The sequence below is a fragment of the Actinomyces sp. ZJ308 genome (assembly GCF_011752065.1).
Classification (GTDB): domain Bacteria; phylum Actinomycetota; class Actinomycetes; order Actinomycetales; family Actinomycetaceae; genus Actinomyces.
Genome location: NZ_JAAIJY010000015.1, coordinates 13,407 through 37,706, shown reverse-complemented (window position 1 = coordinate 37,706; position 24,300 = coordinate 13,407). Strand labels below are relative to the sequence as shown.

Below are 24,300 nucleotides of genomic sequence, written 5' to 3'. Positions count from 1 at the left end.
CTTGACGCCATGCATCACTCCTCCAAGCAGCGCCGATCGCGTCGGTGGATCAGCGCTCTGGCCGTCGTCGCCCTCCTCGTGGCAGGAGCGGGCGGATCCGTCGCCTACACGCACAGGTACGAGGGGCGAGCCCCACGCGGAACCGTGCTCATGGGACAGGACGTGTCCGGAATGGACCGGCAGGCCTTGACCGAGCTTGTGTCCCAGAGGGCCGCATCAGCCTCACTGACACTGACCGTTGAGGGAACCCCCACCACCGTCCCGCTCTCCCAGGTCGCCCACGTCGACGCTCGGGCGATGGCCGAGGCCGCCGTGTCCGGAGCCGGATCGCCGATGGCGCTCCTTCGCGGAATCGTCGGGAAGCGGGAGGTGAAGGTGCGGTACACGACTGACAAGGACGCCCGCGCCTCGCTGATATCACGGCTGAGCAGCACGTTGCGCGATCACGCCGTCGAGCCGACGGTGGCCTGGGATGAAGGAGAAGGCGCCTTGACCGTCTCACCCGGGAGAACAGGTGACGGCATCGACCCCGGCGACCTTGACTCGGCCGTCGATACCGCTGTGCGCAGGCTCTCCGACCACGTGGCACCGGTGTCGGTCCGTCGGACCGAGCCCACGGTGAGCACTGAGGAGGCTCAGGCCGCGGCTCACTCGGCCACTGCGCTGCTGGACGCCGAGATCTCGGTGACGGTCGATGGCACGGTGCACACCGCCACCAAGGCTCAGAAGGCCTCTTGGATCGACTTCCCCGTCAAGGAGGGCCACATCGCGCCAACGGTCTCACAGGAGAGAATCAAGGCGTGGGTCTCCTCACCGACTGCCGAGGCGGAGCGGACCCCGGTCAACGCCATCAACAACGTCGACTCCGCCGGGACCGTGCTCCAGCTCGCCCGTCCGGGCAAGCCCGGAAGGCGTGCGGGCAATGTTGACGCTGTTGCGACGGCGCTCGCCCAGGGGCTCGGCCAGGGCAGGAGCACCAGCCAGGAGATCAGCTGGAACGAGGTCCCCCACTCCACCGAGAGCCGGGTGGTCCCTAACGGGCCGGAGCGCTTCGCCTACCAGGCCAGGGCGGGGGAGAAGTGGATCGACGTCAACCTCACCGACTCAACGCTGACCGCCTACGAGGGGCAGAAGGTCGTCCAGGGGCCAATCCTGATCAACCACGGCGGCGTCGGACACGAGACGGTGACCGGCACCTACAAGATCTACCTGCGCTACCGGGCCCAGGACATGGGGTGCACCCCTGAGTGGCCCTACTGCGAACGAGACGTGCCCTGGGTGAGCTACTGGCACAAGAGCTACGCCCTTCACGGAGCCCCCTGGGTCAAGGAGTTCGGCATCGGCACGGACGAGTCCTCTCACGGCTGCATCAACATCCCGGTAGCGGAGGCTCAAGCGATCTGGCAGTGGTCGGAGATCGGTACCACCGTGGTGACCCATTACTGACGGGCCCTCCGGTGCCTACCGGACCAGGACCTCGGCCAGGATGGGGGCAAGGTCGCGGAAGGCCTGGCCCCGGTGAGAGATGGCGTGCTTCTCCTCAGGCGTCATCTGGGCCGTGGTACGTCCCCGGCCTTCGGGCTCGTCCTCCTGGAGAGGCACGAAGATCGGGTCGTAGCCGAATCCGCCCTCGCCCAGAGGGGCGCGGGTCAACCGCCCCTCCATGGAACGCTCGATGGTGGTGATCCGCTCCGGTACCCCGCCGCCGGCGGGCCGGACCAGAACGGCGGCGCAGGTGAACCTCGCGGCGCGGTGCGGATCGGAGACGTCGGCCAGCTGGTTCAGGAGCAGCTGGAGGTTGGCCCCGTCGTCGCCGTGCCGGCCGCTCCAGCGCGCTGAGAAGATTCCCGGTGCTCCGCCCAGCACGTCGACGCACAGGCCCGAGTCGTCGGCCACCGCCGGCAGGCCCGTGGCTCGGGCCAGGGCGCGGGCCTTGATCAGGGCGTTGTCGGCGAAGGACAGGCCGTCCTCCACCGGCTCGGACGCCTCGAGCCGGGCGGCCGAGATGATGGAGGCGGGATCCAGCCCCGGCACGAGCGGCTCCAGGATCTGCCGCAGCTCGGCCAGCTTGCCGGCGTTGTGGGTGGCCAGGACGAGGCGGGCGCCGGACGGCACCTCGACCCGGTCCGCGACCGGGTGGGCGTCGTCGGCGTGGGAGGAGGCGCTCATGGATCAGGCTCCCGTGAGCCCGGAGGACGCTGAGGTCGCTGAGACATCGGTGGCCTCCGGGTCCGTGGAGGACACGGTGAAGGGCTCGTCGCTGGGGCCTGCCAGGGCGCGGCGCTGGATCGCGGCGAGCCGGGCGTTGCCCGCGGCGGCCAGATCAAGGAGCGTCCCCAGCTCGGAGCGGTCGAAGGGGGCGTGCTCGGCGGTGCCCTGGACCTCGATGAACCGGCCGTCCCCGGTCTGGACGACGTTCATGTCGGTCTGGACGCGTACGTCCTCCTCGTAGGGCAGATCGAGGCAGGACACGCCGTCGATGATGCCCACCGAGATGGCGGACAGGGAGTCGGACAGCACCGGCTTGCCGGGGCGGGCCTTGATCAGTCCCCGCTCGGTGCCCCAGGCGACGGCGTCGGCCAGGGCGACGTAGGCGCCGGTGATCGCCGCGGTGCGGGTACCGCCGTCGGCCTGCAGGACGTCGCAGTCCAGAGCGATCGTGTTCTCGCCCAGTGCGGCCACATCGATGATGCCGCGCAGGCTGCGGCCGATGAGGCGGGAGATCTCGTGAGTGCGGCCACCGACCTTGCCGCGCACGGACTCGCGGCTCGAGCGCTCCGACCCGGCCCGGGGGAGCATGGCGTACTCGGCGGTCACCCAGCCCTCGCCGCTGCCCTTGCGCCAGCGCGGGACGCCCTCGGTGAAGGAGGCGGCACACAGCACGCGGGTGCGTCCGAATGTCACCAGGACCGATCCCTCGGCGTGGTCGAGCCAGTGGCGGGTCACGGTCACGGGGCGGAGCTCGTCGACGGCGCGGCCGTCCTTGCGGGTGAACGGGGCAGTTGTCATGGGATCAGGCTACCCGGCGTGCACCCGGGCCCGGGGCCGGCCCGACACCTTGGGATGCCGGAGCCGAGAGATCGGAGGATGCCGGAGCTGGGAGGTAAGGCTGTGGTCCGAGGCCGTGGTCAGGCGGTAGCGTTCGTTGCGACACCTGTTCCGGCCTGGAGCCGACGGAGACACCGAGGAGAACGCCATGACCTATGTCAACATCACCGCGCTGACCTTCCCCGAGGGCGCCGAGGCCGAGATCGAGAAGCGCTTCGCCGCACGTAAGCGGGGTGTTGACGCCTCGCAGGGCTTTCAGAGCTTCGAGCTGCTGCGTCCGGTGGTCGGCGAGGACCGCTACTTCGTGGTGACCCGGTGGGACACGCGCGAGGACTACGAGCGCTGGCAGTCCGCGCGCCCCTCCGGCGGGCACGAGGATGACAAGCGCCGCGGCATGAGCGTGGAGGTCCTCGGCTTCGAGGTGGTCCAGCACGAGGAGTGAGTCGGGCCGCCGGGGATCACGTGATCGAGCTCGGGATCCGCATCTGCCGGGGGAACTCCAGACCCGTTAACATACCGATTGGTTGAAGGGTGTGGAGGAGCGCATGGGAACTGATACGGGACGAGTCCGCCAGCAGAGCGAGCAGCTGCGTACTACCGGGATGCTTGTCATTCCGGAGTCTCCCTTACGCCTGTGGGGGACGCTTCTTGGCTGCGTAGCCTTCACAGTGGTGGGCGTCGTGGTCCTTCTGATCGCGAACCAGTCGAGCTCCCCGCTCCTCTACATGCTCGCAGGTATCGCCTGCATCGGCTTCTTCGGCGTCGTCGGCATCCCGGGCACAGTGAGGAAGATCCTTCGTCGCAGCCGACTTGTGGTCACGCCTGAAGGCGTGCGTTTGGAACGGCGTACCGGTCAGTCCTACGTCGTCAACGAGTCCGCGCGCTGGACGGATATCGCCGAGTTCTTCGGGGAGGAGATCAGCCCCGGCGGTGGTGCGCGAGGGCAGTTGGTGATCGGGTACACCCTGACGCCTCTGGGACAGCAGATGCGCAGCCACGACCCCGCCACCCCTCAGCTGAGCCAGCAGGTCAACGAAATGGCGGATCGAGGGACCGTCAGAGAGGGACGCGTCTACCTCCCGGCCACCTTGGACGGAGGGAAGGAGGACCTGCTGGCCGTGCTTCAGCAGGCCCACCAGACCTACGGTCATCGAGGGCGTCCCTAGACCAACGGCTGGTGCGAGGCGATATCCCGCACGCCAGCGCCCACATGTCCTGACGGTGCCCGGATCCGAAATCTGTACGCGAGAAGGGACTCGAACCCTCACGCCCGAAGGCACCAGGACCTAAACCTGGGGCGTCTACCAATTCCGCCACTCGCGCTGTGTCGCGCCCACTCTACCGACTTCAGCCCGGATAGCGGAAAACGGTGTCATTCCGTTGCGCCGTTGCCGACATAGCCTGGGGGAGTCTACGGGCTCGGGGCCTTCGTCAGTCCACGCCGAGTGCGGCTCGCAGCCGCTTGACATGCCCTGTGGCCCGGACGTTGTACTGGGCCAGCGTCACGGTTCCGTCGGGTGCCACCACCACGGTGGAGCGGATGACGCCGGTGTAGACCTTGCCGTAGTTCTTCTTCTCGCCCCACACGCCCCAGGCCTCCATGACGGCGTGGTCGGCGTCCGACAGCAGGGGGAAGGGCAGGTCGTGGCGGCTGGAGAACCTGGCCTGCGCAGTGACAGGATCAGGGGAGATGCCGACGACGGCGTAGCCGGCCGCCTTGAGCCCCTCCAAGGAGTCCCTGAAGTCGCAGGCCTCCTTGGTGCAGCCCGGAGTGCTGGCCTTGGGATAGAAGTAGACGATGACGCCCTTGTCCGTGCTGGCACGAAGGTCGTCGAGGGTCACGGTGCGGCCGTCCTGGTCGGGCAGGGCGAACTCCGGGGCGCGGTCACCGGCGGCGAGCTGGGTCATAGGTCCTCCTCGGGCTCCTGGGCGGATGCGCTCATCCTCGCATCGCTCCCGGTACCTGCGGCAGTGGAATCGATGACTTACTTTCGTGATCTGGCGAACGCTGAGCACATCAGCCGTGCAGTCCTCATCCGATGCGGGGCCGTCTGTGGCGTGTCCCGATCAGGCGGCCCGGGAGAGCGGCTGGCGTGATGCCCTCTGCGCCGCCTCCAGGCGTTCCAGTGCCCGCTCAAGGCGTGAGGGCGAGACGGCTGCCCCTAGTGAGGCGAGCTCGGCGCGCGCGGCGGAGAGCTCGCGGTCAGCTGATTCATGGGGAGCGGTGTCGCCGGTGACGGGCTTGGCGATCAGTGCGGTGGCGGTGCGGATATCGTGTGTCATTCTGTTCCCTCAACTTCCTTCGACGTCGTCGACCCATCAGGGCCGCGCAGCGGCGCGCGCCGTGGCAGGCAGGTGCCTGAGAACCGACGTGCCGCCGCAAAGACTTCTGGTGCCGCGGCAGTCCGAAGCGGCCGCTGGCTGTGATCGCGAGAGGGAGCGGAAACCGATGAGGTGGCGACATTCCGAGTCAGTCATGCCTGCGGCGGATGTCATCTGACCGCCAACCCGCTCTCGCCGCAGTGCCTGCGGGGTCATCCCGGGCAAAGCGCGTGCCCTCGCGGTACACCGCCAGGGACTTGAACCCTGAACCCGCTGATTAAGAGTCAGCTGCTCTGCCAATTGAGCTAGCGGTGCTCGGCCTTGGTGGCCGACGTCTCCCAATCCGTTGGGATGGAAGATCCGTACACCGCCAGGGACTTGAACCCTGAACCCGCTGATTAAGAGTCAGCTGCTCTGCCAATTGAGCTAGCGGTGCTTCACCACAACGATGTCATTCGACGCGGTTCGCTGGGCGACGGAGGAATACTTTACGGATGGAGGAGGGGTCCGTCCAGCCGGAATCCGCGAAACCGGCTGTTTGTGTGGCAAGTCTCAAGGACTTGAGAGTGGGCCGGGTCCGGTGGCGGCGGGGCTGCGAGTCGTCTCGGGGGCGGTTCCGTATCGCTCAGTGCTCCGAACGGTTCTCGTCGTCCTCGATGCGGCCGGTGCGCGACCACTGGCGGTACTGCCTCAGGGTGGCGGCCTGCTCCTGGTCGAGACGGCGCCACAGGGGGAGATCGAGCTTCTTGCGATCGTGCACGCGAGTGCCGATGGTCCAGCCCGCCAGCATCACCAGGGCGATCACCGCACCTGCCCACAGGCTGCCGCGGCCCGAGCGTGCGCCGGTAAGCAGGGAAACCGTCCCTCCGAGCAGGCCCGCGAGGAGGATGGTCGCGGCGGCGACGCAGGCCATGGAGATCCAGTAGCGCTGGCCGGCGGTTCGGAGGGGCTTGCGAGGTTCGGCGCTCATCCCGGCATTGTGGCACCGCCCGTGTGATGCAGCGGCACGTGATCGACCCGACGCTCCGGTGTCCGCCTCTGCCACGCACATGCGACGAGCGGGAGCGGCGGTCTCCCGATCCTCTCCGCCGGCCTCCCGATCAGGAGGTACTTCTTCGTGTTGGTGCAGGTACGGTTCAGCGTCACACGCCTGAGGCTCTCACCGCGTTGCCACGCGCGGTAGCGTGGGCCACATGAGCGACCCGATCGTGACGCTGGCTACCTGCGCCGACTTCCCAGAGCTTGACGACGACGACCGCGGCCTGCCCGATGCCCTGCGCGCGCGTGGCATCGAGCCGCGGATCGCCGTGTGGAACGACCCCGCCGTCGACTGGGGCCAGGCAGGCACCGTCGTGCTGCGCAGCGTCCGCGACTACGCCACCAAGGGCAACTACTCCGGCTTCCTGCAGTGGGCCCGGTCAGTGCCCAGGCTGGCCAACCACCCCGACGTCGTCACCTGGAACTCGGACAAGCACTACCTCACCCGTCTGAGCGAGTGGGGTGTGTCCATGATTCCGACGACGTGGCTGGAGCCGGAGGCGGGCTACTCCAAGCACCAGGTGCACACCCGCTTCCCGGCGCACGGCGACTTCGTCGTCAAGCCGGCCGTCTCCTCGGGCGGACGCGGTACGGGGCGTTACACCGCCACCAACGCCTCCTCCCGGTCATCGGCGATCAACGACGCCATGCACCACCTGCGCCGCGGACGCACCGTCATGGTTCAGCGATACCTCGAGGAGGTCGACCGCAAGGGGGAGGTCTCGCTGGTCTACTTCAACGGGGTGCTCTCTCACGCGGTGGAGAAGGCCCCGATGCTCCACCCGTCCTTCAAGTCGACCGACCAGATCCATGAGGAGATCGTGACGGCGCGGGAGCCCAGCGAGCAGGAGTGGCTCTGGGGTGAGCGTGTGCGCAAGGCCATCCACACGCTCATCAAGGAGGTCTCCGGCCGCGACATCCAGCTCCTGTTCAACCGTGTCGACGTCGTCGGAGACGGCCAGGGCGGCTTCTACCTCATGGAGGTCTCGTTGATCGACGCGGGTCTCTACCTGGGGGCGGCGCCGGAGGCGCTGGACAACTTCGCCGACGCCATCGCCCAGCGCATCTTCTGGTGACCGGCCAGGACCGCGGCTACGTTGAGACGTCCACCTGTGATAGATAAGTGACATGCGCACGCTGCTCAACATCATCTGGGTCGTCTTCGGCGGGTTCTGGCTCTTCCTCGGCTACCTCTTCTTCGGTCTGATCGCCTGCCTGCTCATCGTCACGATCCCCGCCGGCGTCGCCTCCTTCCGCATCGCCGCCTATGTGCTGTGGCCCTTCGGACGTGAGGTGGTTCCCTCGCCCGGAGCCGGCGCCATGAGCGGGATCAGCAACATCATCTGGTTCCTGGTTGCCGGGCTCTGGCTGGCCATCGGCCACGTCACCACTGCCGCTGCGCAGGCCATCACCATCATCGGGATCCCGCTCGCGGTGGCCAACATCAAGCTCATCCCCGTCACCTGCTTCCCCTTCGGCAAGCAGATCGTCGAGACCCGCTAAGGCTTCTTCGGAGGGCAGGGGCAGCAGAGCTCCGCGTTCCCGCTCGGCCGTTCCTAGAGGCTGATCCGACGGTTGGCTCCCCAGTAGCCGGCGTAGCAGGCCGCCAGGAAGACGGCGGTGATCCCCAGGGCGGGGCGCTGCTCGGGGTCGAAGACGATGAGCAGGCAGGAGGCGGCCGATAGGCCCAGTGCGGCGATCGAGACCCACGGGTACGCGGGGGCCCGGTAGGTCAGGTCCGCGGGGCTGCGGCCCTCGGCGAGCCAGCGCCGTCGGAAGGACAGGTGGCAGGCTGAGATGACGACCCACACCAGCACGACCGCGAGCCCGGAGATGGACACGAGAACCAGGTAGACCGTGGAGGCCGCGTAGGTGGAGGTGAGCAGCGCGGCCAACCCGCCGATCATGGACAGTCCCATCGCCAGCGCCGGCACCCCGAACCGGTTGGTGTGGGCCAGGACCTTGGGCAGGGTGCCCTCATTGGCCAGTGACCACAGCATGCGGGTTGAGGCGTAGAGCCCCGAGTTCGCCGCCGACAGGATGGCGGCCAGGATGACGACGTTCATGAGGTCCCCGGCGTAGGGCACGCCGATCCTGGACAGGACCGTCACGAAGGGGCTCTCCTCGACCCCGGCCCTCTCCCAGGGGATCAGTGCCGCGATGACGACGATCGAGCCGATGAAGAAGATGGCCAGGCGGGCCAGTGTCGCGCGGATCGCCCGGGGAATGGTCTCACCCGGGTTCTCGACCTCTCCGGCCGTGATACCGATGAGCTCGGTGCCGGAGAAGGCGAAGTTCACCGCCAGGATCGTGGTGAACACAGCGCCGAAGCCGTTGGGGAACAGGCCGTCCCGATACAGGTTCGTCAGTCCCAGGACCGAGCGGTGGCCCTCGTAGGGCAGTAGGCCGACGATCGCGGCAAGGCCCAGGATGATGAACATGATGATTGCGACCACCTTGATCCCCGACAGCACCGTCTCCGCCTCGGCGAAGATCTTGACCGAGACCATGTTGAGGGCCAGGACCAGGACGATGAAGGAGGCGGCCCACACCCACACGGGGACGCTCGGGAACCAGCCGTACATGATCATGGCCGCGCCGGTGAACTCACTGCCCAGGGCCACCGTCCAGGTGAGCCAGTACAGGATGGCTGTCACGAATCCGGTGGCGGGTCCCAGGTACTGGCGGGCGTAGACGTGAAAGGCGCCGGTGAAGGGCATCGCCACACTCAGCTCACCCAGGCACACCATGACCAGGTAGACGATGACGGCGCCGATCGAGTACGCCAGCACGGTCCCCAGCGGGCCGGCCTGGTTGATCGTGTTGCCGGTGGACAGGAACAGTCCCGTGCCGATGACTCCTCCGAAGCTGATCATCATGAGGTGGCGCCGGTTCATGCGGCGTTCCAGCGCTGTGACGTGCCCCTGGGCGTCAGGGGCATCCTGCTCAGAAGGAGAGGGAGAGGTGGCCGAGACCGCTGATGCGTCGGCGCCCCCACGGGAATCTGCAACGGATGCCATAAGCGGGACGCTACCGGCAGCGCTTGTCACCATTCGCTACCGTGTCGCAATGCGAACATCCTCTGTATCCACGGTGTCCACCGTGCCCTCCGCCCGGTCCCCCCGACGGGCCTCGGCCCGGCTGTCTGATCTTCTGGCCCACGGCCCGGTCGTCCTGGACGGAGCGATGGGTACCGAGCTCGACGTCCGTGGGATCGACACCCATGGCGCGCTGTGGTCGGCGCTCGCACTCACCGCAGCGCCTGAGACCGTGCGCGCGGTCCACGCCGACTACCTGGAGGCCGGAGCCCGCGTCATCACGACCAACACCTATCAGGCCACGCTTCCGGCACTGCTCCGGGCCGGGCACGACGCCTCAGGTGCTCGAGGGGTCATCGCGGCCGGGGCCCGTCTCGCCGACGAGGCTGTCCGCCGCTTCGAGCTGGAGCATCCCGGGGCGCAGGTGCTCGTGGCCGGAGGGCTCGGCCCTTACGGCGCCTACCTGGCCGACGGGAGCGAGTACACCGGCGCCTACGACGTCGAGAGCCTTGACGTGCCGGCCTTTCGGGATGTTCACCTTCCTCGTATCGAGGCACTGGTGGGGGAGGGGATCGACCTGTTCGCCCTGGAGACCCTGCCGCGCCTGGACGAGGCCCAGGCGCTCATCGCCATGGTCACGGGCCTCGCCCCCGAGGCCGAGTGCTGGATCTCCTTCCAGGTGAGGCCCGACGGCGCCCACCTGGCCGACGGCACCCCGCTCGCCGAGGCGATCGGCTGGGCCGAGGGGGAGGAGGCGGTCGTCGCCGTCGGCATCAACTGCGTGGCTCCCGACGTTGTCGGCCGGGCCCTCCCGGTGCTGCGCGCGGCTACTACGAAGCCGCTGGTGGCCTACCCCAACTCCGGTGACCTCTACGATCCGCAGACCAAGACCTGGCGGGCAGGAGGCGGAGGAGGTGAGCTAGCGGCGCTGGCCCCCTCATGGGTCGCTTCCGGGGTCCGGCTCGTCGGCGGCTGCTGCCGTACCCGCCCGGCCCAGATCCGTGAGCTCGCCGCAGTGGTCGGCGCGTAGGGCCGCTGCGCTTCGACGTCGAGAACTCGTTGCAGCAGCACGGTGACCGTCTTGATCACAAATACTCTAGTGCTAGAGTAATGGCATGTCATCCGACGCCGACATCGTTGTCCTCTCCCTCATCACCGAGCAGCCTCGCCACGGCTATGACCTCGACCGGGTCATTGAGCGGCGCGGCTACCGCCAGTGGACCTCCCTGGCCTTCTCCTCCGTCTACTACGTCCTGAAGCGCCTGGCGGGACGGGGACTCGTCGAACCTGACGACGGCTCCACGGGGCGCCGCACCGTCTTCCGTATCACCGACGCCGGCCGGCGAGAGCTGCGTGAGGGGGCCGGTGAGCGTGTCCATACTCCGGCCCCGCCCGCCGCGGGCGTGCTCCCGGCACTGGGCGCCTATCCCCGACTCGATGACCCCGAGCTGGTGGCCGCGCTCGCACGGCGGGCCGAGGCGCTCCAGGAGGTCCTCAACCAGCTGCGCAGTCGGCGCGAGCAGGTCGATGAGGAGCATGCCCTAGCCATTCTCGACTACGAGATCCTGCGTCAGGAAGCAGATCTCGCCTGGACCCGTACCCTTCTGAGGAAAGCAGGAAGCGATGAGGACTGACATCAAGAAGGACCGCAAGGACCTGTATCTGCCAACGGCGGCCGACTTCACGGAGGTGGAGGTTCCGGCGATGACCTACCTGGCGATCGACGGGCACGGCGATCCCAATACCGCGCCCGCCTATGTCAACGCGATCCAGGCGCTGTATGCGGGCGCCTACGCGATCCGCTCCGTCCTGAAGCAACGCACCGGTGACGACTTCGTCGTCGGTCCCCTCGAGGGCCTGTGGACGAGCCCGAACAGCTCCGCCTTCGTCGCCCTCGACAAGGGCTCGTGGGACTGGACCATGATGATCCCCCTGCCCGAGGCGGTCTCGTCCCAGGACGTCGCCGAGGGACTCGCCCGGGCGGGGTGCAAGAAGCCCGGGCTTCCCATCGGGGAGCTCCGAGAACTCCGGTTTGTCGAGGGCAGGTCGCTGCAGATCCTCCACGTAGGCACCTACGATGACGAGGCCCCCACCCTGGCGCGCCTGCACGACGAGGTCATGCCAAGCCTCGGGCTCACCTGGAACGGGCCCCACCACGAGATCTACCTCAGTGACCCCAGGCGTGTGGCGCCGGAGAAGATGAGGACGGTGCTGCGGCAACCGGTCAGGCCCGAAGCCGGAGGCAGCGAGGCGGGCTAACCCTGCTGCGGGCCCACGGACAGCAGGTGGACGACCGCCCGGTTCTCGCGGTCGCACTCGGCCAGGTCCACCAGGGCCGTCAGGCGCCAGTCGTGGTCGCCGTCGGGATCCTCCAGGACCTGCGTGGCCAGCCACACCTGCCGCCCGGAGGTCTCCAGGGCCTCGCGCAGGCGCTCGCTCACCCCGGCGGCGGCCAGCGCCGTCTCATCGGGGGCCTCGTCGAGTGGTGCCAGCGCCACTGCCCGGGCCGAGGTGTCGGTGCCGATCCAGTCGTACTCGTCCCAGTAGCGCCCCAGCACCGTATCCCAGCGATCCTCGCCCCAGCCTGAGGAGGCGTCCAGGCGCCCCAGGGCCTCGACGTCGTCGCGCGCCATGAGCTCCACGCGCCGGAACATCTCCCGGCGCACCGCGACCCGGAAGGCGTGGCGGTTGCGGGTGAAGGCGACCGTCCCGTCCTCGCCCGCGCCGAAGGCCCGCTCCACCCCCGCGGAGTCGTCCGCACCGGGGCGATCACCCTCCAGCAGGCCGGCGACCTCGACCGCCCTGCCCGCCTGCGCCTGGCCGAGCGCCTCCCACTCGTCGAGCAGGGAGGAGTCGACGGCGCGCACGAGAGCCCCCAGCCAGTCGATGAGCTCAGCGGCCTCGGGCGTGCGGTGCTCCTCGGGCACCACCTGGCGCAGCGCCCGGTAGGCGTCGGTGAGGTAGCGCAGCACCACGCCCTCGCTGCGCCCCAGCTCGTAGCGGGAGATGAGGTCGGAGAAGGTCATCGCGTTCTCCACCATCTCGCGCACCACCGACTTCGGTGCCAGCTCGTGCTCGGCGATCCACGGGTTGGCCTGCTTGTACATCTCCAGGGCAGGCGTGAGCAGCTCGGCCAGGGGCTGGGGCCAGGTGACCTCCTCCAGAGCGGCCATGCGCTCCTCGTAGTCCATCCCCTCGGCCTTCATCGCGGCGATCGCCTCACCGCGCGCGGCGCGCTGCTGGGCGTAGAGCAGCGGGCGCGGGTCGTCCAGGGTCGCCTCGACGACGCTGACCACGTCGACCGTGTGCTCCGGGGCCTCCACGTTCAGCAGGTCCATGGCCGCCAGGGCGAAGGGGGCCAAGGGCTGGTTGAGGGCGAAGTCGGCCGGCAGGTCCACGGCCAGCCGGAGCCGGGGGCGCCCGTCGGCGGCCGCCTGGGCACTGGATACGTGCGTGAGGACGCCCGCCGTGCGCAGCGACAGGTAGATCTCCAGGGCTCGGCGCACGTGCCGGCGCCGTTGGGCCTCGGGTTCATGGGCGCGCTCCAGCAGGGCGGCCATCGCCGCCACCGGGTCACCGGCGCGCTCCATGAGGTTCAGCACCATGGTGGTGGTGACCTGGAACTGGCTGGTCAGGGTCTCCGGGGTCGCGTCGCGCAGCCGCTCGAAGGTCTTGTCCGTCCAGTTGACGCGCCCCTCGGGGGCCTTCTTGCGCACGATCTTGCGGCGCTTGCGCTCGTCGTCGCCGGCCTTGGCCAGGGCCTTGGCGTTCTCGATGACGTGCTCGGGGGCCTGGACGACGACGTAGCCGCGGGTGTCGAAGCCGGCGCGCCCTGCCCGCCCGGCGATCTGGTGGAACTCGCGTGCGGTGAGGTGACGTTCCTTCGAGCCGTCGAACTTCACCAGCGAGGTCATGACCACCGAGCGGATCGGCACGTTGATCCCCACCCCGAGCGTGTCCGTGCCGCAGATGACTGACAGCAGGCCCTCGCGGGCCAGGCGCTCCACAAGCCTTCGGTAGCGCGGCAGCATGCCCGCGTGGTGCACGCCGATCCCGGCGCGCAGCAGGCGCGAGAGTGTCGCCCCGAAACCCCCGCCGAAGCGGAAGTCGCCCAGGGCGCGCGCCACCTCGGCCTTGCGGGACCTGGGCACCAGGTCCACGCTGAGCAGTGAGGTGGCGCGCTCGACCGCCTCCTTCTGGGAGAAGTGGACGACGTAGACCGGGGCCTTGTCCTGCCCCACCAGACGCTGGAGCAGCTCACCGATCGGCTCGACGACGTACTCCATCTCCAGGGGGACCGGCCGGACGGCGTCGTCGACGACGGCGACCTCGCGACCCGTGCGCTCGCGCAGGTCACGCACGAAGAAGGAGACGTCGCCCAGAGTGGCCGACAGCAGCACCATCTGCGCCTGGGGCAGCTCGAGGAGGGGCACCTGCCAGGCCCAGCCGCGCTGGGGGTCGGCGTAGTAGTGGAACTCGTCCATGACGACGCAGTCCACGTCCATGTCCTCGCCCTCGCGCAGGGACTGATTGGCCAGGATCTCCGCCGTGCAGCAGATGATCGGGGCGGCGGCGTTGATGGAGGTGTCCCCGGTGACCATGCCGACGTTGTCCGCTCCGAACAAGCGCACCAGCTCGAAGAACTTCTCACTGACCAGCGCCTTGAGGGGCGCCGTGTAGTAGGAGCGGCCTCCGCGGGCCAGCGAGACGGTGTGGGCGGCCAGCGCGATCATCGACTTGCCCGAGCCGGTCGGGGTCGCGGCGATGACGTGGCGGCCCTCAAGGATCTCGGACAGGGCCTCGTCCTGGTGCGGGTAGAGCGGACGGCCGGTTGTCTCCGCCCATTCGGAGAAGGCCAGGTAGACCTCCTCGGGCTCGGGGACGCGCTCGGGGTCATCAGCCGGGATGAGGGCGTCGAGCATCGCGTTGAGGGCCGGAGCGGTCTGGGTGGTCACCGCGCCATCGTCTCATGAGGGTGAGTGGCTGGCCTGTGGCATGCTAGGAAACCTGCCTTCCGCTCAGTTACCGCCAAGGAGAATGATGGACCCGAGAGCCCGCATCGAGGCCTTTATCGCTGATTACGCCGCCGCCCACGCCGAGGTCAAACCGCTCTTTGACAACAGGGAGAAGGGGGCGCCACATGATGGTTTCGATGCCTGGAGTGAGAAGCTACGTGAGATCGACGTCGCGCACAGGAATGGCGAGTTCTACCGCCAGTACGCCCTCAGCTTTGGTAGTTCTCCTGACTTCAGCCCGGATACTGTTGAGATCGAGAAGATCGAGGTCTACGGCAACATGACGAGGGCGAGGCTCAAACGAGACTCCCGCGCCTATGGACACCCCATCATTGAGATGATGCTGGTTCGTATCGGCGATGACTGGCGGATCGACACCATTGACGAGTACGACGAGGAGCCGGGCTCCCCACTGGTGGACAAGGACGTGCTCGAGGCATGGAAAATCGCTGCCGACAAGACGGAGCCCATGGAGGCGCAGCACAAGGAGGACATGCCCGACCCCGCGGCCGTGTTCGCCGCCTCCTGGGCCTGTGAGGCGCTCAGCGAGGACTACGTCGAGGACGTCCTCGCTGACAGTACGCAGTGGCAGGAGGGAGTCGAAGAGGAGGACGATCCGGAGGTCTTCGCCTCGCTGCGCGCCCGGGCCGTTGCCGAGGTGTATCGCAACGCCGAGGTCGGGCCGGTCGAGGTCCGGGAGATCGGGCAGTTCCCGCACGGCAGCTACCTGGCGGCGGGGGACCCTTACGGAGAGATGTGCCTGGTAGCCCTCAGGATCGATCCCGGAGTGACCCGGGCGCAGGCACTGCTCGGCACGTTCGAGGAGGGGGAGTTCGTCGCCGCGTTGCGCGTCATCCTCACGGACCGTGAGCCGGTGCAATGGAAGCACGCGACCGTCATGACGAAGCACGTGCGCTCCATGGACGTCCATCCCTGGGATGAGCTGGACACCAGGTCGGGTAACGGATGCATTGCCGATGCCGAGGCCTTCTTCGGGATGACCCACCGGCAGCACTCACGGGTGGAACGGCAGGTGGACCAGACGTTCCTCATGGATCCGGGATCCGGTCCCATCGGTGCCTCGACGTACTCCGGCCGCCAGTACGGCGCCGCCCAGGCCTACTGGGGACTCGACGAGGACGGCCGGCCCGTCCAGCTGGTCGTCGATCACCAGGATCTTTGGGCGCCGGCCGATCCACCGGCAAACCTGCCCCAGTCCTGAAGGATGCCGCTGCTACCCAGGCCTCGTCGTTGCCCTTCCGGGTGCCAACGGTGACGGCAGTCGCCGTCGTCGGAAGACCGCGCCGCGTCCTAAGCAGCGACCGTGCTATGTCCCGCGCGCCGATTCGTGAGACCATGCGGGCCGTCCCCACCTGCGACACCGTGAAAGGCCGAATCTCCCATGGATGCCCTAGCCGCTCAGCTTGAGGCGGTCTCGGACTGGATCACGCTCCACATCACCATGTGGGTGCTCGTCGGTACCGGGATCCTGATGACCGTCCGCACCGGCGCCGTCCAGCTGCGCCGCCTGCCGGACATGTTCCGCCAGGTGGTCGGATCACGCTCCGGTGCACAGGGAGGAATCTCCTCCTTCCAGGCCTTCACGATCTCTCTGGCCGCCCGCGTGGGCATCGGCAACGTCTTCGGCGTGGCCGCCGCCCTCATCCTGGGCGGGCCCGGCGCCATCTTCTGGATGTGGGTCGTGGCCCTGGTCGGCATGGCCACCGCCTTCTTCGAGGCCACCCTGGCCCAGATGTTCAAGGTCCGCCACGCCGACGGCTCCTTCCGCGGCGGACCCGCCTACTACATGGCCAGGGGGCTGCGCAGCCGTCCCCTGGGAGTGCTCTTCGCCTGCCTGACGATCTTCACCTGCGGCTTCTCCATCATCATGGTCCAGTCCAACGCCGTCGCCGGCGTCATCGGCCCGGGCTCCCCGCTGAACCTGAGCCCGTCCGTCGCCGCCGCGGTGCTCGTGGGGCTCTCGGCGCTGGTGATCCTCGGAGGCGTGCGCCGGGTCGCCCGCGTCACCGAGTGGATGGCTCCCGTCATGGCCCTGGTCTACGTGGTCATGGCCGTGGTCATCGTCGCCCTCCACATCACCCAGCTCCCGGGTGTCTTGGCCACCATCGTGTCCTCGGCCTTCGGCCCCTACCCCTTCGCCGGAGGAGTCACCGGCGGCATCATCGCGGCCCTGACCAACGGCACCCGCCGCGGGCTGTTCTCCAATGAGGCCGGTCAGGGCACCGCGCCCTTCGCCGCCGCCACCGCGACCGTGGCCCACCCCGTCCAGCAGGGGCTCATCCAGTCCCTGGGCGTGTTCGTCGACACCATCGTGGTGTGCACCGCGACCGCCTTCATCATCCTGGTCTCCGGCGTCTACAGCCCCGCCCTGGTGGAGGCCGGCACCCTGACCCCCGATGCCGCGGGCACCCTCACCTCCGACGCCGTCGCCGCCACCCTCGGCAGCTGGACGGCCGTGCCCATGGCCATCGTCATCTTCGTCCTGGCCTTCTCCTCCATCATCGCCGCCGCCACCTACTCGGAGGTCTCCATGACCTTCATCTCCGAGCGGCCCGTGTGGCGGTGGCTGCCCCGCCTGGTCTCGGTGGCCTCCACCGGCCTGGGAGCCCTCGCCACCCTGACCGTCGTGTGGAACACCGTCGACATCACCATGGCCGTCATGACCCTGACCAACCTGGTCGCCCTCATCTGGCTCGCCCGCTGGGGTGTGGGCGCCCTCAGGGACTGGGACGCCCAGCGCGCACAGGGACGGGCCGTCCCCGTCTTCAATGGTGTCGGCAACCCGTACCTGCCCGGAGACCTCCCCGGCGACGTCTGGGGCGGCGAGCGTCCCCAGACCACCGAGCCGGACGAGCAGGATGAGACTGCCGACGCCGTTCCCGCAGCCACCCCGGCCAGCAGCCAACCCGCCGCCTCGACAGGAGCCGACGCATGAACCTCACCAGTATCGAGAACCTGCTCAACTCCGTCGACGACTTCTTCTACACCTATCTCCTCGCAGCCCTCCTCATCCTCGCCGGCATCTACCTGACCGTACGCACCTTCGGGGTGCAGCTGCGCCACTTCGGCACGATGCTCAACTCGCTGTCCGGGTCGCGCTCCGGCGCCCAGGGAGGCATCTCCTCCTTCCAGGCCTTCGCCGTGGGACTGGCCGCGCGCGTCGGCATCGGCAACATCGCCGGAGTCGCCCTGGCGATCGTGGCCGGCGGCCCCGGCGCCCTGTTCTGGATGTGGGTTGTCGCGCTCATCGGCATGGCCACCAGCTTCGTGGAGTCCACGCTCGCACAGATCTTCAAGGAGCGCGGCCGTGACTTCACCTTCCGCGGGGGCCCGGCCTACTACATCAAGAACGGGCTGGGATCGGCCCTGTGGGGCAAGGTCTTCGCCGCCCTGTGCATCGTCTCGGTGGGTGTCACAGTGGTCATGGTGCAGACGAATTCGCTGGCCGAGGTCATCACCGCCACCGTTCCCAGCCTCTCGGGCTGGATGGTCGGGGTCTTCCTCGTCCTGCTGACGGCCCCCGTGGTCCTGGGGGGAGTGCGCCTGGTGGCCCGTGTCGCGGAGTGGCTGTCCCCGATCATGGCCCTGGCCTACGTGATCGTCGCCCTGGTCGTCATCGTCCTCAACGTGGGCCGGCTCCCCGAGGTCCTCATGAGCATTGTCGAAGGGGCCTTCGGCCTCAACGAGGCCCTCTTCGGCACGGCGGGCGGAGTTCTCGCCGCGCTGCTCAACGGAGTGCGCCGCGGCCTGTTCTCCAACGAGGCCGGCCTGGGCACCGTCCCCAACGCCGCCGGTACCGCCACCGTCGCCCATCCCGTGCGCCAGGGGCTCATCCAGTCCTTCGGGGTCTTCGTCGACACGATCCTCGTGTGCACGGCCACCGGACTGCTCATCCTGCTGGCCACCGACACCTACCGCCCCGGCGACGACTCCCTGGTCGGGGCGATCCTCACCCAGCAGGCCGTCGTCGAGCACCTGGGGACCTGGACCACCTGGCCCATGGTGGTGCTCATCTTCGTCCTGGTCTTCTCCACGGTGCTGGGCTGCTACTCCTACGCCCAGGTCAACGTCAACTTCCTGGGCGGGGAGCGCCGGGCCGAGCAGGTCTTCGGGATCATCCTGACCGCCGCGGCCTTCGGCGGCACGGTCCTGACCCTGCCCGTCGTGTGGGCCCTGTCCGACATCGCCCTGGGGCTGCTGGGCGTGCTCAACCTCGTCGTCATCATCCGCCTGGCCCCCTGGGTCATCGGGGCGCTGCGAGACTTCGAGGCCCAGCGCGCCCAGGACATCACCGAGCCGACCTTCGTCGGCCACGGCAACACCCTCCTGCCCGGAGACGTGGTCCCCGGTGTCTGGGAGCCCGACGACGCAGCAAGGCGGGGCTGATCACGATGTCACCGATGACGCACACCTCATGGGCCGAGCAGATCGACGCCGCCCTGTCCTCCACCTCCGACCTGCTCTACTCCTGGGTCCTCATGTGGCTCCTGGTCGGCGCCGGCATCTTCTTCACCGTCAGGACCCGGGGCGTCCAGCTGCGGCACGCCGGTGCGATCGCCGCCTCGGTGTCGGGATCCCGCGACGGGCGCCACGGCGGGATCACCTCCTTCCAGGCCTTCGCCGTCGGGCTGGCCTGCCGGGTGGGAACCGGCAACATCGTCGGGGTCGCGCTGGCACTCATCATGGGCGGGCCAGGCGCCGTGCTGTGGATGTGGCTCGTCGCGATCCTGGGAACCGCCACCGCCTTCAGTGAGGCGACGCTCGCCCAGCTGTTCAAGGTGCGCCGCGCGGACGGCACCTTCCGCGGCGGACCCGCCTACTACATCTCGCGCGGACTTCGGCTGCCGATCCTGGGCGGGGTGTTCGCCGTCGTCTTCCTCATCGCCAACGGCCTGGTCATGCCCATGGTGCAGGCCAACGCCATCACCGCCTCCCTCCAGGGCGCCGGCGGCCTGTCACCGAGCCTGGGGGCCGTCCTCGTCGTGGCACTGACCGCGCCGGTTCTCCTGGGGGGCCTGCGTGCCATGGCCCGAGTGGCCGAGTACCTGGCCCCGCTCATGGCCCTGGCCTACCTGGTTCTGGTGCTGGCCATCCTCATCACTCACCCGCTCCAGGCCTGGGAGGCGCTGCGTTCCGTCGTCGAAGGCGCCTTCGGCCTGCGCCAGGGACTGGGGGGCCTTGCCGGGGGCGTGACCGCCGCACTGCTCAACGGTGTGCGCCGTGGCCTGTTCTCCAACGAGGCGGGGCTGGGAGGAGCGGCCTGCGCCGCAGGATCGGCCACCGTGAGGCACCCCGTCCAGCAGGGATTCATCCAGGCCTTCGGAGTCGTGGTGGACACCCTGTTCGTGTGCACCGCGACGGCGCTCGCGATCCTGGTCGCCGGCGCGGACGTCTTCCAGCCCGGGACGACCGGTAAGGACACCGCGGGAACCCTGACCCAGGACGCCATCGCCCACCTCGTGGGGGAGTGGAGCCGCTGGCCCATGGCGCTGCTCGTCGTCGTCCTGGCCTACACCACCATCATCGGGGCCTTCTCCTACGCCCAGGTCTGCCTGGATTACCTCACCGACCGCCCCTGGGTCTCCCGAGCGCTCCAGACCGGCGCCGTCATCTGCGCCGGCATCGGGAGCGTGCAGCAGCTGACCACGGTGTGGACGCTGGCGGACGTGCTCCTGGGCGTCGGTGCCATCATCAACCTCGTCGCACTCGTGCTGCTGAGCCGATGGGTCGTCGGCGCCTTGAGGGACTGGGAGGCGCTACGAGACTCCTCCACCTCGGACGGGAACCACCCGGCCTTCCAGGGGGACTCCGACTACCTCCCAGCCGCTCTGCCCGCAGGTGCCTGGGAGGAACCGATCGCCTCCTAGAATCGCGGCGTCGCAGCAGCCCGCAGTGCCCCGCCTGCCCACGGCAACATCGGCACGAGGCTGTCACCGAATCGAAACACTGTTTCCGTAGCCTTCGAGTACGACGGCGCCTCTCCGTTCGCAAACGGGGTGTGAGGGTGAAGCCTGTCCCTGGCATTGACCAGGCACTGACCAGGCACTGACCTTTCGCACCGCTCCTCGCCCGCGTCGTCATCCCGCCCCAATGGAGGTTCTCACGTGCAACCGGTTCTGGCTTCCCTGAACAGCGCCGCATCAGGCAACAGCTGGTCCGACTCCTTGGAGTCGTTCTTCACTGAAGGCGCGGACATCCTGGACAAGGCTTCCGGACACCTGTTCCTCTACCTGCTCGCCTGGCTGCTCGTTATCGGCGGTCTCTACTTCACCGTGCGGACCGGTTTCGTCCAGTTGCGCCTCTTCCCCTACATGGTGAGGGCGATCACCTCCTCCCGTGGCGGCAACGAGGGCGGGATCTCCTCCTTCCAGGCCTTCGCCGTCGGCCTGGCCTCCCGGGTCGGCACCGGAAACATCGTGGGCGTGGCCATCGCCATCACCATGGGCGGTCCCGGCGCCGTGTTCTGGATGTGGATCGTGGCACTGGTGGGCATGGCCACCGGCTTCATCGAGGCCACCCTCGCCCAGATGTACAAGGTCACCCACCCCGACGGCTCCTTCCGCGGCGGTCCGGCCTACTACATTCAGCGCGGACTGGGCTCCAAGCCCGCGGCCCGCGTCTTCGCCGTCGTCATCACCTTCGTCTTCGGCTTCGCCTACGAGGCCACCCAGGCCAACACCATCGCGGCGACCTTCGAGAGCACCTTCCACATCGAGCCGTGGATGACCGCCGTCGGTCTGGTGGTCATCACCACGCCGATCATCTTCAAGGGAATCAAGTCGGTCGCCGTCGTCTCGGAGTGGCTCGTTCCGGTCATGACCGTGGTCTACGCACTCATCGCCCTGGTCATCCTGGTGCTGCACGCCGGCGCGATCCCGGGAGCCATCATCTCCATCTTCGAGGGGGCCCTCGGGCTCGACCAGGCCTTCGCCGGGACCGCCGGCGGACTCTTCGCCGCCGCCCTCAACGGCGTCAAGCGCGGCCTGTTCTCCAACGAGGCCGGTGAGGGATCAGTTCCCAACATCGCCGCCACGGCCACCGTCTCCCACCCCGTGCAGCAGGGCTTCGTGCAGTCCCTGGGCGTGTTCGTCGACACGATCGTGGTGTGCACCGTCACCGCCCTCATCGTCCTGCTCTCCGGGGTCTACGATCCGCTGGCCGCCCAGGCTGACCCGGATACGGCGAATGCCGCTGCCAACACCCTGACCTCCGCCTCCGTCACCCACGTGCTCGGCGGCTGGGTGCAGTACCTCATGGCGATCATCATCTTCGTCTTCGCCTACTCCTCCCTCCTGGGCAACTACACCTACGCCCAGGTCAACATGGACTTCCTCCAGGGCAGGCAGCGCAAGCACTACGCCCTGCGGGCCATGATCATCGTGGCCACCGCCGTCGGCTCCCTGTCCACCCTCACCTTCGTGTGGAACCTCTCCGACCTGGTCATGGGGGCGATGACCGTCATCAACATGGTCTCCATCCTCCTGCTGGGGGGCTGGGCCTTCGGCGCCCTGCGCGACTGGGAGGCCCAGCGTCGAGCCGTCGAGGCCGGGGAGAAGGAGGAGATCCGCTTCATCGCCACCGACAACCCCCATCTCCCCGGCAAGCTCCCCGGAGAGATCTGGGCCGCTGACGGTCCCGCCCACGCCTCCATCATGGAGCGTCGTGCCGCACTGGAAGAGGCCTCGGGCAGCTGACTCAGGGGCGTTAGGCTGACGCCCATGAAGATCGCACGATTCTCCACCGGCGACGAGCCCCGCTACGGCATCGTCCAGGGGCTGCCCGACGGCGAGGTCGCCTCGGGAGAGTCCGAGGGGCACCTCCTGGTCCTCAGAGGAGACCCCCTCTACTCCCTGCCCGAGGCCACGGGAGAGGTTGTTGAGCTGCAGGAGGCCCGGCTCCTGTCGCCCGTCATTCCACGCTCCAAGGTCGTGGGCGTCGGGAACAACTACGCCGACCACGTCGCCGAGATGGGGGAGAAGAAACCCGGACCGGACCCGGTCGTCTTCCTCAAGCCCAACACCTCCGTCATCGGCCCGGACGCCCCGATCGTTCTTCCCCCCTGGAGCGACGAGGTCCACTACGAGGCCGAGCTGGCCGTCGTCATCAAGACCCTGGCCAAGGACGTCCCCATCGACCACGCCGACGACGTCATCCTGGGCTACACGGTCGCCAACGACGTCTCGGCCCGTGACCGCCAGCGGGTCGAACCGCAGTGGGTACGGGCCAAGGCCTTCGACACCTCCTGTCCACTGGGGCCGTGGATCGAGGTTCCCGAGCCCGGCCGCGCGCCTGTCTTCTCGCCCGACGACGCCGTGGTGCGAGCCCGGGTCGATGGTCGCCTCGTCCAGGAGGGCCGCACTGCGGACATGCTCCGCACGATCCCAGAGCTGGTCTCCTACGTCTCGACGATCTTCACCCTGCTGCCCGGCGACGTCATCCTCACCGGCACACCGGCGGGAGTCGGTGAGATCCGGGCCGGTCAGCGCGTCGAGGTCGAGGTCGAGGGAATCGGCTCCTTCTCCAACCCGGTGGTGCGCCGCTGAGTCGACGGCCTCGGCTCCGGGGAGCTCCCGAGATCAGGACGCTCGTGGACGAAGGCGGCGAACCGCGTCACCGATGCGATGCATCGTCTCCTCCTCGATCCGCCGGCCCGTGGCCAGGTTGAGGCGGCAGAAGCCCGACCAGGCGGCCCCGAAGGTCACGCCCTCATTCATCGCGACACCGGCCTCCTTGCGGAAGAAACGCGCCGGCTGCTCCAGACCCAGGTCTCGACAGTCCAGCCAGGCCAGGTAGGTCGCCTCCGGGAGGGTCGGCTCCACCCCCTCGATGCCGCCCAGGGCCTCGCCCACCACGTCCCGGTTGGCGCGGATGTAGGCGCGGACCTCGTCCAGCCAGTCCCGCCCGTCGCGCAGCGCCGCGATCGTCGCCAGGGCCCCGACGACGGACGCCTCGGCCTTGAGATGAGAGCTGGCGGCGTCGGCGTCCCACTGCTGACGGGCTCGGCCCGAGGCGATGAGCTGGGCGCACTTCAGGCCGGGGATGTTCCAGCCCTTGGACGCGGCCGTCGCCGTGAAGGTCAGGTCCGGGTCCGAGCCCGGACGGGTGGCGTAAGGGACATGGGTCGATCCTTCGTCGAGCACCAGCGGAGCGTGGATCTCGTCGGCGAAGACCGGTACGCCGTAGGACGAGGACAAGGCTGCGACGGCGTCGAGCTCGGCGGTAGTGAGCACCCGTCCCACCGGGTTCCACGGGTTGCACAGGACGAGCAGTCCTGCGCCCGCCGCCATGGCTGACTCGATGCGGCCAAGATCCAGCTCCCAGTGTGTCGGGCCCTCCGCCGTTCCAGGCGTCAGGGAGGGGACCTCGATGCACTCGCGACCGTTGCGGCCGGGAATCTCCAGGAAGGGCATGTAGGCCGGGGTGGGAACGATGACGGATGAGCCTTCACGGGTGTGAGAGGTGATGACCGCGCTCAGCGACGAGAGCACATCGGGCAGCAGGCTCACCTGCTCGGTCCCCACCTGCCAGTCGAAGGTCTCTCGCTGGTAGCGGGCCGTCTCCTCACGCGCCGCCTCACTGACCGAGGGAGGCATATAACCCAGGAGACCATCATGCATCGCCTGACGAATCGCCGCCTCCACCGCTGGGGCGGTCCCCAGATCCATCTCCGCCACCCATGCCCCGATGACGTCGCCGGGGTACTGGGACCACTTCAGTGACCCGCGTTCGCGCATCTGCTGCGGAGTCAGGGAGTCGAAAACCTGGACCAGGGAGCTGGAGCCACTGGCATCTGAGACAACCATGGGTGGGATTCTAAG

The 24,300-nt window shown here is 68.5% G+C and carries 22 protein-coding genes and 3 tRNA genes; 14 read left to right on the top strand and 11 right to left on the bottom strand.

The genetic code is table 11. The features are described from left to right. The first annotated feature begins 9 nt into the window (after positions 1-9). The gene (locus HCR68_RS07885) at positions 10-1,446 is read left to right on the top strand and encodes a L,D-transpeptidase family protein (protein WP_167148346.1); all 1,437 of its coding nucleotides are present in this window, start codon (positions 10-12) and stop codon (positions 1,444-1,446) included. A gap of 15 nt (positions 1,447-1,461) precedes the next feature. Here the strand turns inward: HCR68_RS07885 and rdgB are convergent, their stop codons facing one another. Both rdgB and rph read right to left on the bottom strand, forming a co-directional pair. Continuing rightward, positions 1,462-2,169 carry an RdgB/HAM1 family non-canonical purine NTP pyrophosphatase gene (rdgB, locus tag HCR68_RS07880; RefSeq protein WP_167148344.1) on the bottom strand — a complete coding sequence of 236 codons (708 nt, stop codon included), beginning with the start codon at positions 2,167-2,169 and terminating at the stop codon, positions 1,462-1,464. A gap of 3 nt (positions 2,170-2,172) precedes the next feature. Continuing rightward, complete coding sequence (rph, locus tag HCR68_RS07875; RefSeq protein WP_167148342.1) at positions 2,173-3,009, bottom strand: ribonuclease PH; 837 nt, start codon at positions 3,007-3,009, stop codon at positions 2,173-2,175. A gap of 187 nt (positions 3,010-3,196) precedes the next feature. Here rph and HCR68_RS07870 point away from each other — a divergent pair, with 187 nt between their 5' ends. Both HCR68_RS07870 and HCR68_RS07865 read left to right on the top strand, forming a co-directional pair. After that, positions 3,197-3,490, top strand: coding sequence for an antibiotic biosynthesis monooxygenase (locus HCR68_RS07870; RefSeq protein ID WP_167148340.1), 294 nt, complete (start codon positions 3,197-3,199; stop codon positions 3,488-3,490). Positions 3,491-3,593: 103 nt separating this feature from the next. Further along, positions 3,594-4,214, top strand: a complete 621-nt coding sequence (locus tag HCR68_RS07865) for an STM3941 family protein (protein ID WP_167148339.1) — start codon at positions 3,594-3,596, stop codon at positions 4,212-4,214. 75 nt (positions 4,215-4,289) lie between these two features. Here the strand turns inward: HCR68_RS07865 and HCR68_RS07860 are convergent. The 6 genes from HCR68_RS07860 to HCR68_RS07835 all read right to left on the bottom strand — a co-directional run bounded on the left by HCR68_RS07860 (position 4,290) and on the right by HCR68_RS07835 (position 6,340). Then, positions 4,290-4,371, bottom strand: a tRNA-Leu gene (locus HCR68_RS07860). A 108-nt stretch (positions 4,372-4,479) separates the two neighbouring features. Further along, a complete protein-coding gene (gene bcp, locus HCR68_RS07855) occupies positions 4,480-4,956 on the bottom strand; it encodes a thioredoxin-dependent thiol peroxidase (protein ID WP_167148337.1) in 477 nt (158 codons plus the stop codon). A 159-nt stretch (positions 4,957-5,115) separates the two neighbouring features. Then, positions 5,116-5,331, bottom strand: coding sequence for a hypothetical protein (locus tag HCR68_RS07850; protein WP_208320535.1), 216 nt, complete (start codon positions 5,329-5,331; stop codon positions 5,116-5,118). A 281-nt stretch (positions 5,332-5,612) separates the two neighbouring features. After that, positions 5,613-5,685, bottom strand: a tRNA-Lys gene (locus HCR68_RS07845). Positions 5,686-5,733: 48 nt separating this feature from the next. Then, a tRNA-Lys gene (locus tag HCR68_RS07840) sits at positions 5,734-5,806 on the bottom strand. A 189-nt stretch (positions 5,807-5,995) separates the two neighbouring features. Then, positions 5,996-6,340, bottom strand: coding sequence for a hypothetical protein (locus tag HCR68_RS07835; RefSeq protein WP_243858995.1), 345 nt, complete (start codon positions 6,338-6,340; stop codon positions 5,996-5,998). 223 nt (positions 6,341-6,563) lie between these two features. On the opposite strand from HCR68_RS07835, the gene HCR68_RS07830 reads away from it, so the two are divergent. Next, on the top strand, positions 6,564-7,484 hold the full coding sequence (locus tag HCR68_RS07830) for a glutathione synthetase (protein ID WP_167148335.1): 921 nt from the start codon (positions 6,564-6,566) through the stop codon (positions 7,482-7,484). Between the two features lie 52 nt (positions 7,485-7,536). Further along, entirely contained in the window at positions 7,537-7,911 is a 375-nt protein-coding gene (locus HCR68_RS07825) for a YccF domain-containing protein (protein ID WP_167148333.1), read from the top strand. A gap of 53 nt (positions 7,912-7,964) precedes the next feature. Here HCR68_RS07825 and HCR68_RS07820 read toward each other — a convergent pair whose 3' ends face one another. Then, positions 7,965-9,305, bottom strand: a complete 1,341-nt coding sequence (locus HCR68_RS07820) for an amino acid permease (RefSeq protein WP_167148400.1) — start codon at positions 9,303-9,305, stop codon at positions 7,965-7,967. 244 nt (positions 9,306-9,549) lie between these two features. Here HCR68_RS07820 and mmuM point away from each other — a divergent pair, with 244 nt between their 5' ends. The 3 genes from mmuM (at position 9,550) to HCR68_RS07805 (ending at position 11,705) form a co-directional block, all read left to right on the top strand. Next, on the top strand, positions 9,550-10,476 hold the full coding sequence (gene mmuM, locus HCR68_RS07815) for a homocysteine S-methyltransferase (RefSeq protein WP_279586980.1): 927 nt from the start codon (positions 9,550-9,552) through the stop codon (positions 10,474-10,476). A gap of 85 nt (positions 10,477-10,561) precedes the next feature. Then, entirely contained in the window at positions 10,562-11,080 is a 519-nt protein-coding gene (locus HCR68_RS07810; protein WP_167148329.1) for a helix-turn-helix transcriptional regulator, read from the top strand. Further along, positions 11,070-11,705, top strand: coding sequence for a GyrI-like domain-containing protein (locus HCR68_RS07805; RefSeq protein ID WP_167148327.1), 636 nt, complete (start codon positions 11,070-11,072; stop codon positions 11,703-11,705). Before HCR68_RS07810 ends, HCR68_RS07805 begins: the two co-directional genes overlap by 11 nt. Here HCR68_RS07805 and HCR68_RS07800 read toward each other — a convergent pair. Beyond that, positions 11,702-14,368: a DEAD/DEAH box helicase gene (locus HCR68_RS07800; protein ID WP_167148398.1), complete on the bottom strand. Its 2,667-nt coding sequence runs from the start codon at positions 14,366-14,368 to the stop codon at positions 11,702-11,704. The genes HCR68_RS07805 and HCR68_RS07800 overlap by 4 nt on opposite strands. A gap of 118 nt (positions 14,369-14,486) precedes the next feature. Between HCR68_RS07800 and HCR68_RS07795 the strand changes: the two genes are divergently transcribed. The 6 genes from HCR68_RS07795 to HCR68_RS07770 all read left to right on the top strand — a co-directional run bounded on the left by HCR68_RS07795 (position 14,487) and on the right by HCR68_RS07770 (position 23,025). Further along, entirely contained in the window at positions 14,487-15,683 is a 1,197-nt protein-coding gene (locus HCR68_RS07795; RefSeq protein ID WP_167148326.1) for a DUF4241 domain-containing protein, read from the top strand. Positions 15,684-15,863: 180 nt separating this feature from the next. After that, complete coding sequence (locus HCR68_RS07790; protein WP_167148324.1) at positions 15,864-17,417, top strand: sodium:alanine symporter family protein; 1,554 nt, start codon at positions 15,864-15,866, stop codon at positions 17,415-17,417. Then, on the top strand, positions 17,414-18,868 hold the full coding sequence (locus HCR68_RS07785; protein WP_167148322.1) for an alanine/glycine:cation symporter family protein: 1,455 nt from the start codon (positions 17,414-17,416) through the stop codon (positions 18,866-18,868). The genes HCR68_RS07790 and HCR68_RS07785 overlap by 4 nt, the downstream gene beginning before the upstream one ends. Positions 18,869-18,873: 5 nt before the next feature. Further along, a complete protein-coding gene (locus tag HCR68_RS07780; protein WP_167148320.1) occupies positions 18,874-20,349 on the top strand; it encodes an alanine/glycine:cation symporter family protein in 1,476 nt (491 codons plus the stop codon). A 237-nt stretch (positions 20,350-20,586) separates the two neighbouring features. Beyond that, on the top strand, positions 20,587-22,176 hold the full coding sequence (locus HCR68_RS07775; RefSeq protein ID WP_167148318.1) for an alanine/glycine:cation symporter family protein: 1,590 nt from the start codon (positions 20,587-20,589) through the stop codon (positions 22,174-22,176). A 24-nt stretch (positions 22,177-22,200) separates the two neighbouring features. After that, positions 22,201-23,025: a fumarylacetoacetate hydrolase family protein gene (locus HCR68_RS07770; RefSeq protein WP_167148316.1), complete on the top strand. Its 825-nt coding sequence runs from the start codon at positions 22,201-22,203 to the stop codon at positions 23,023-23,025. A gap of 33 nt (positions 23,026-23,058) precedes the next feature. Here HCR68_RS07770 and HCR68_RS07765 read toward each other — a convergent pair whose 3' ends face one another. Continuing rightward, positions 23,059-24,285 (bottom strand): aminotransferase class I/II-fold pyridoxal phosphate-dependent enzyme, encoded by a 1,227-nt coding sequence (locus HCR68_RS07765; RefSeq protein ID WP_167148314.1) that lies wholly within the window; start codon positions 24,283-24,285, stop codon positions 23,059-23,061. Positions 24,286-24,300: the final 15 nt, after the last annotated feature.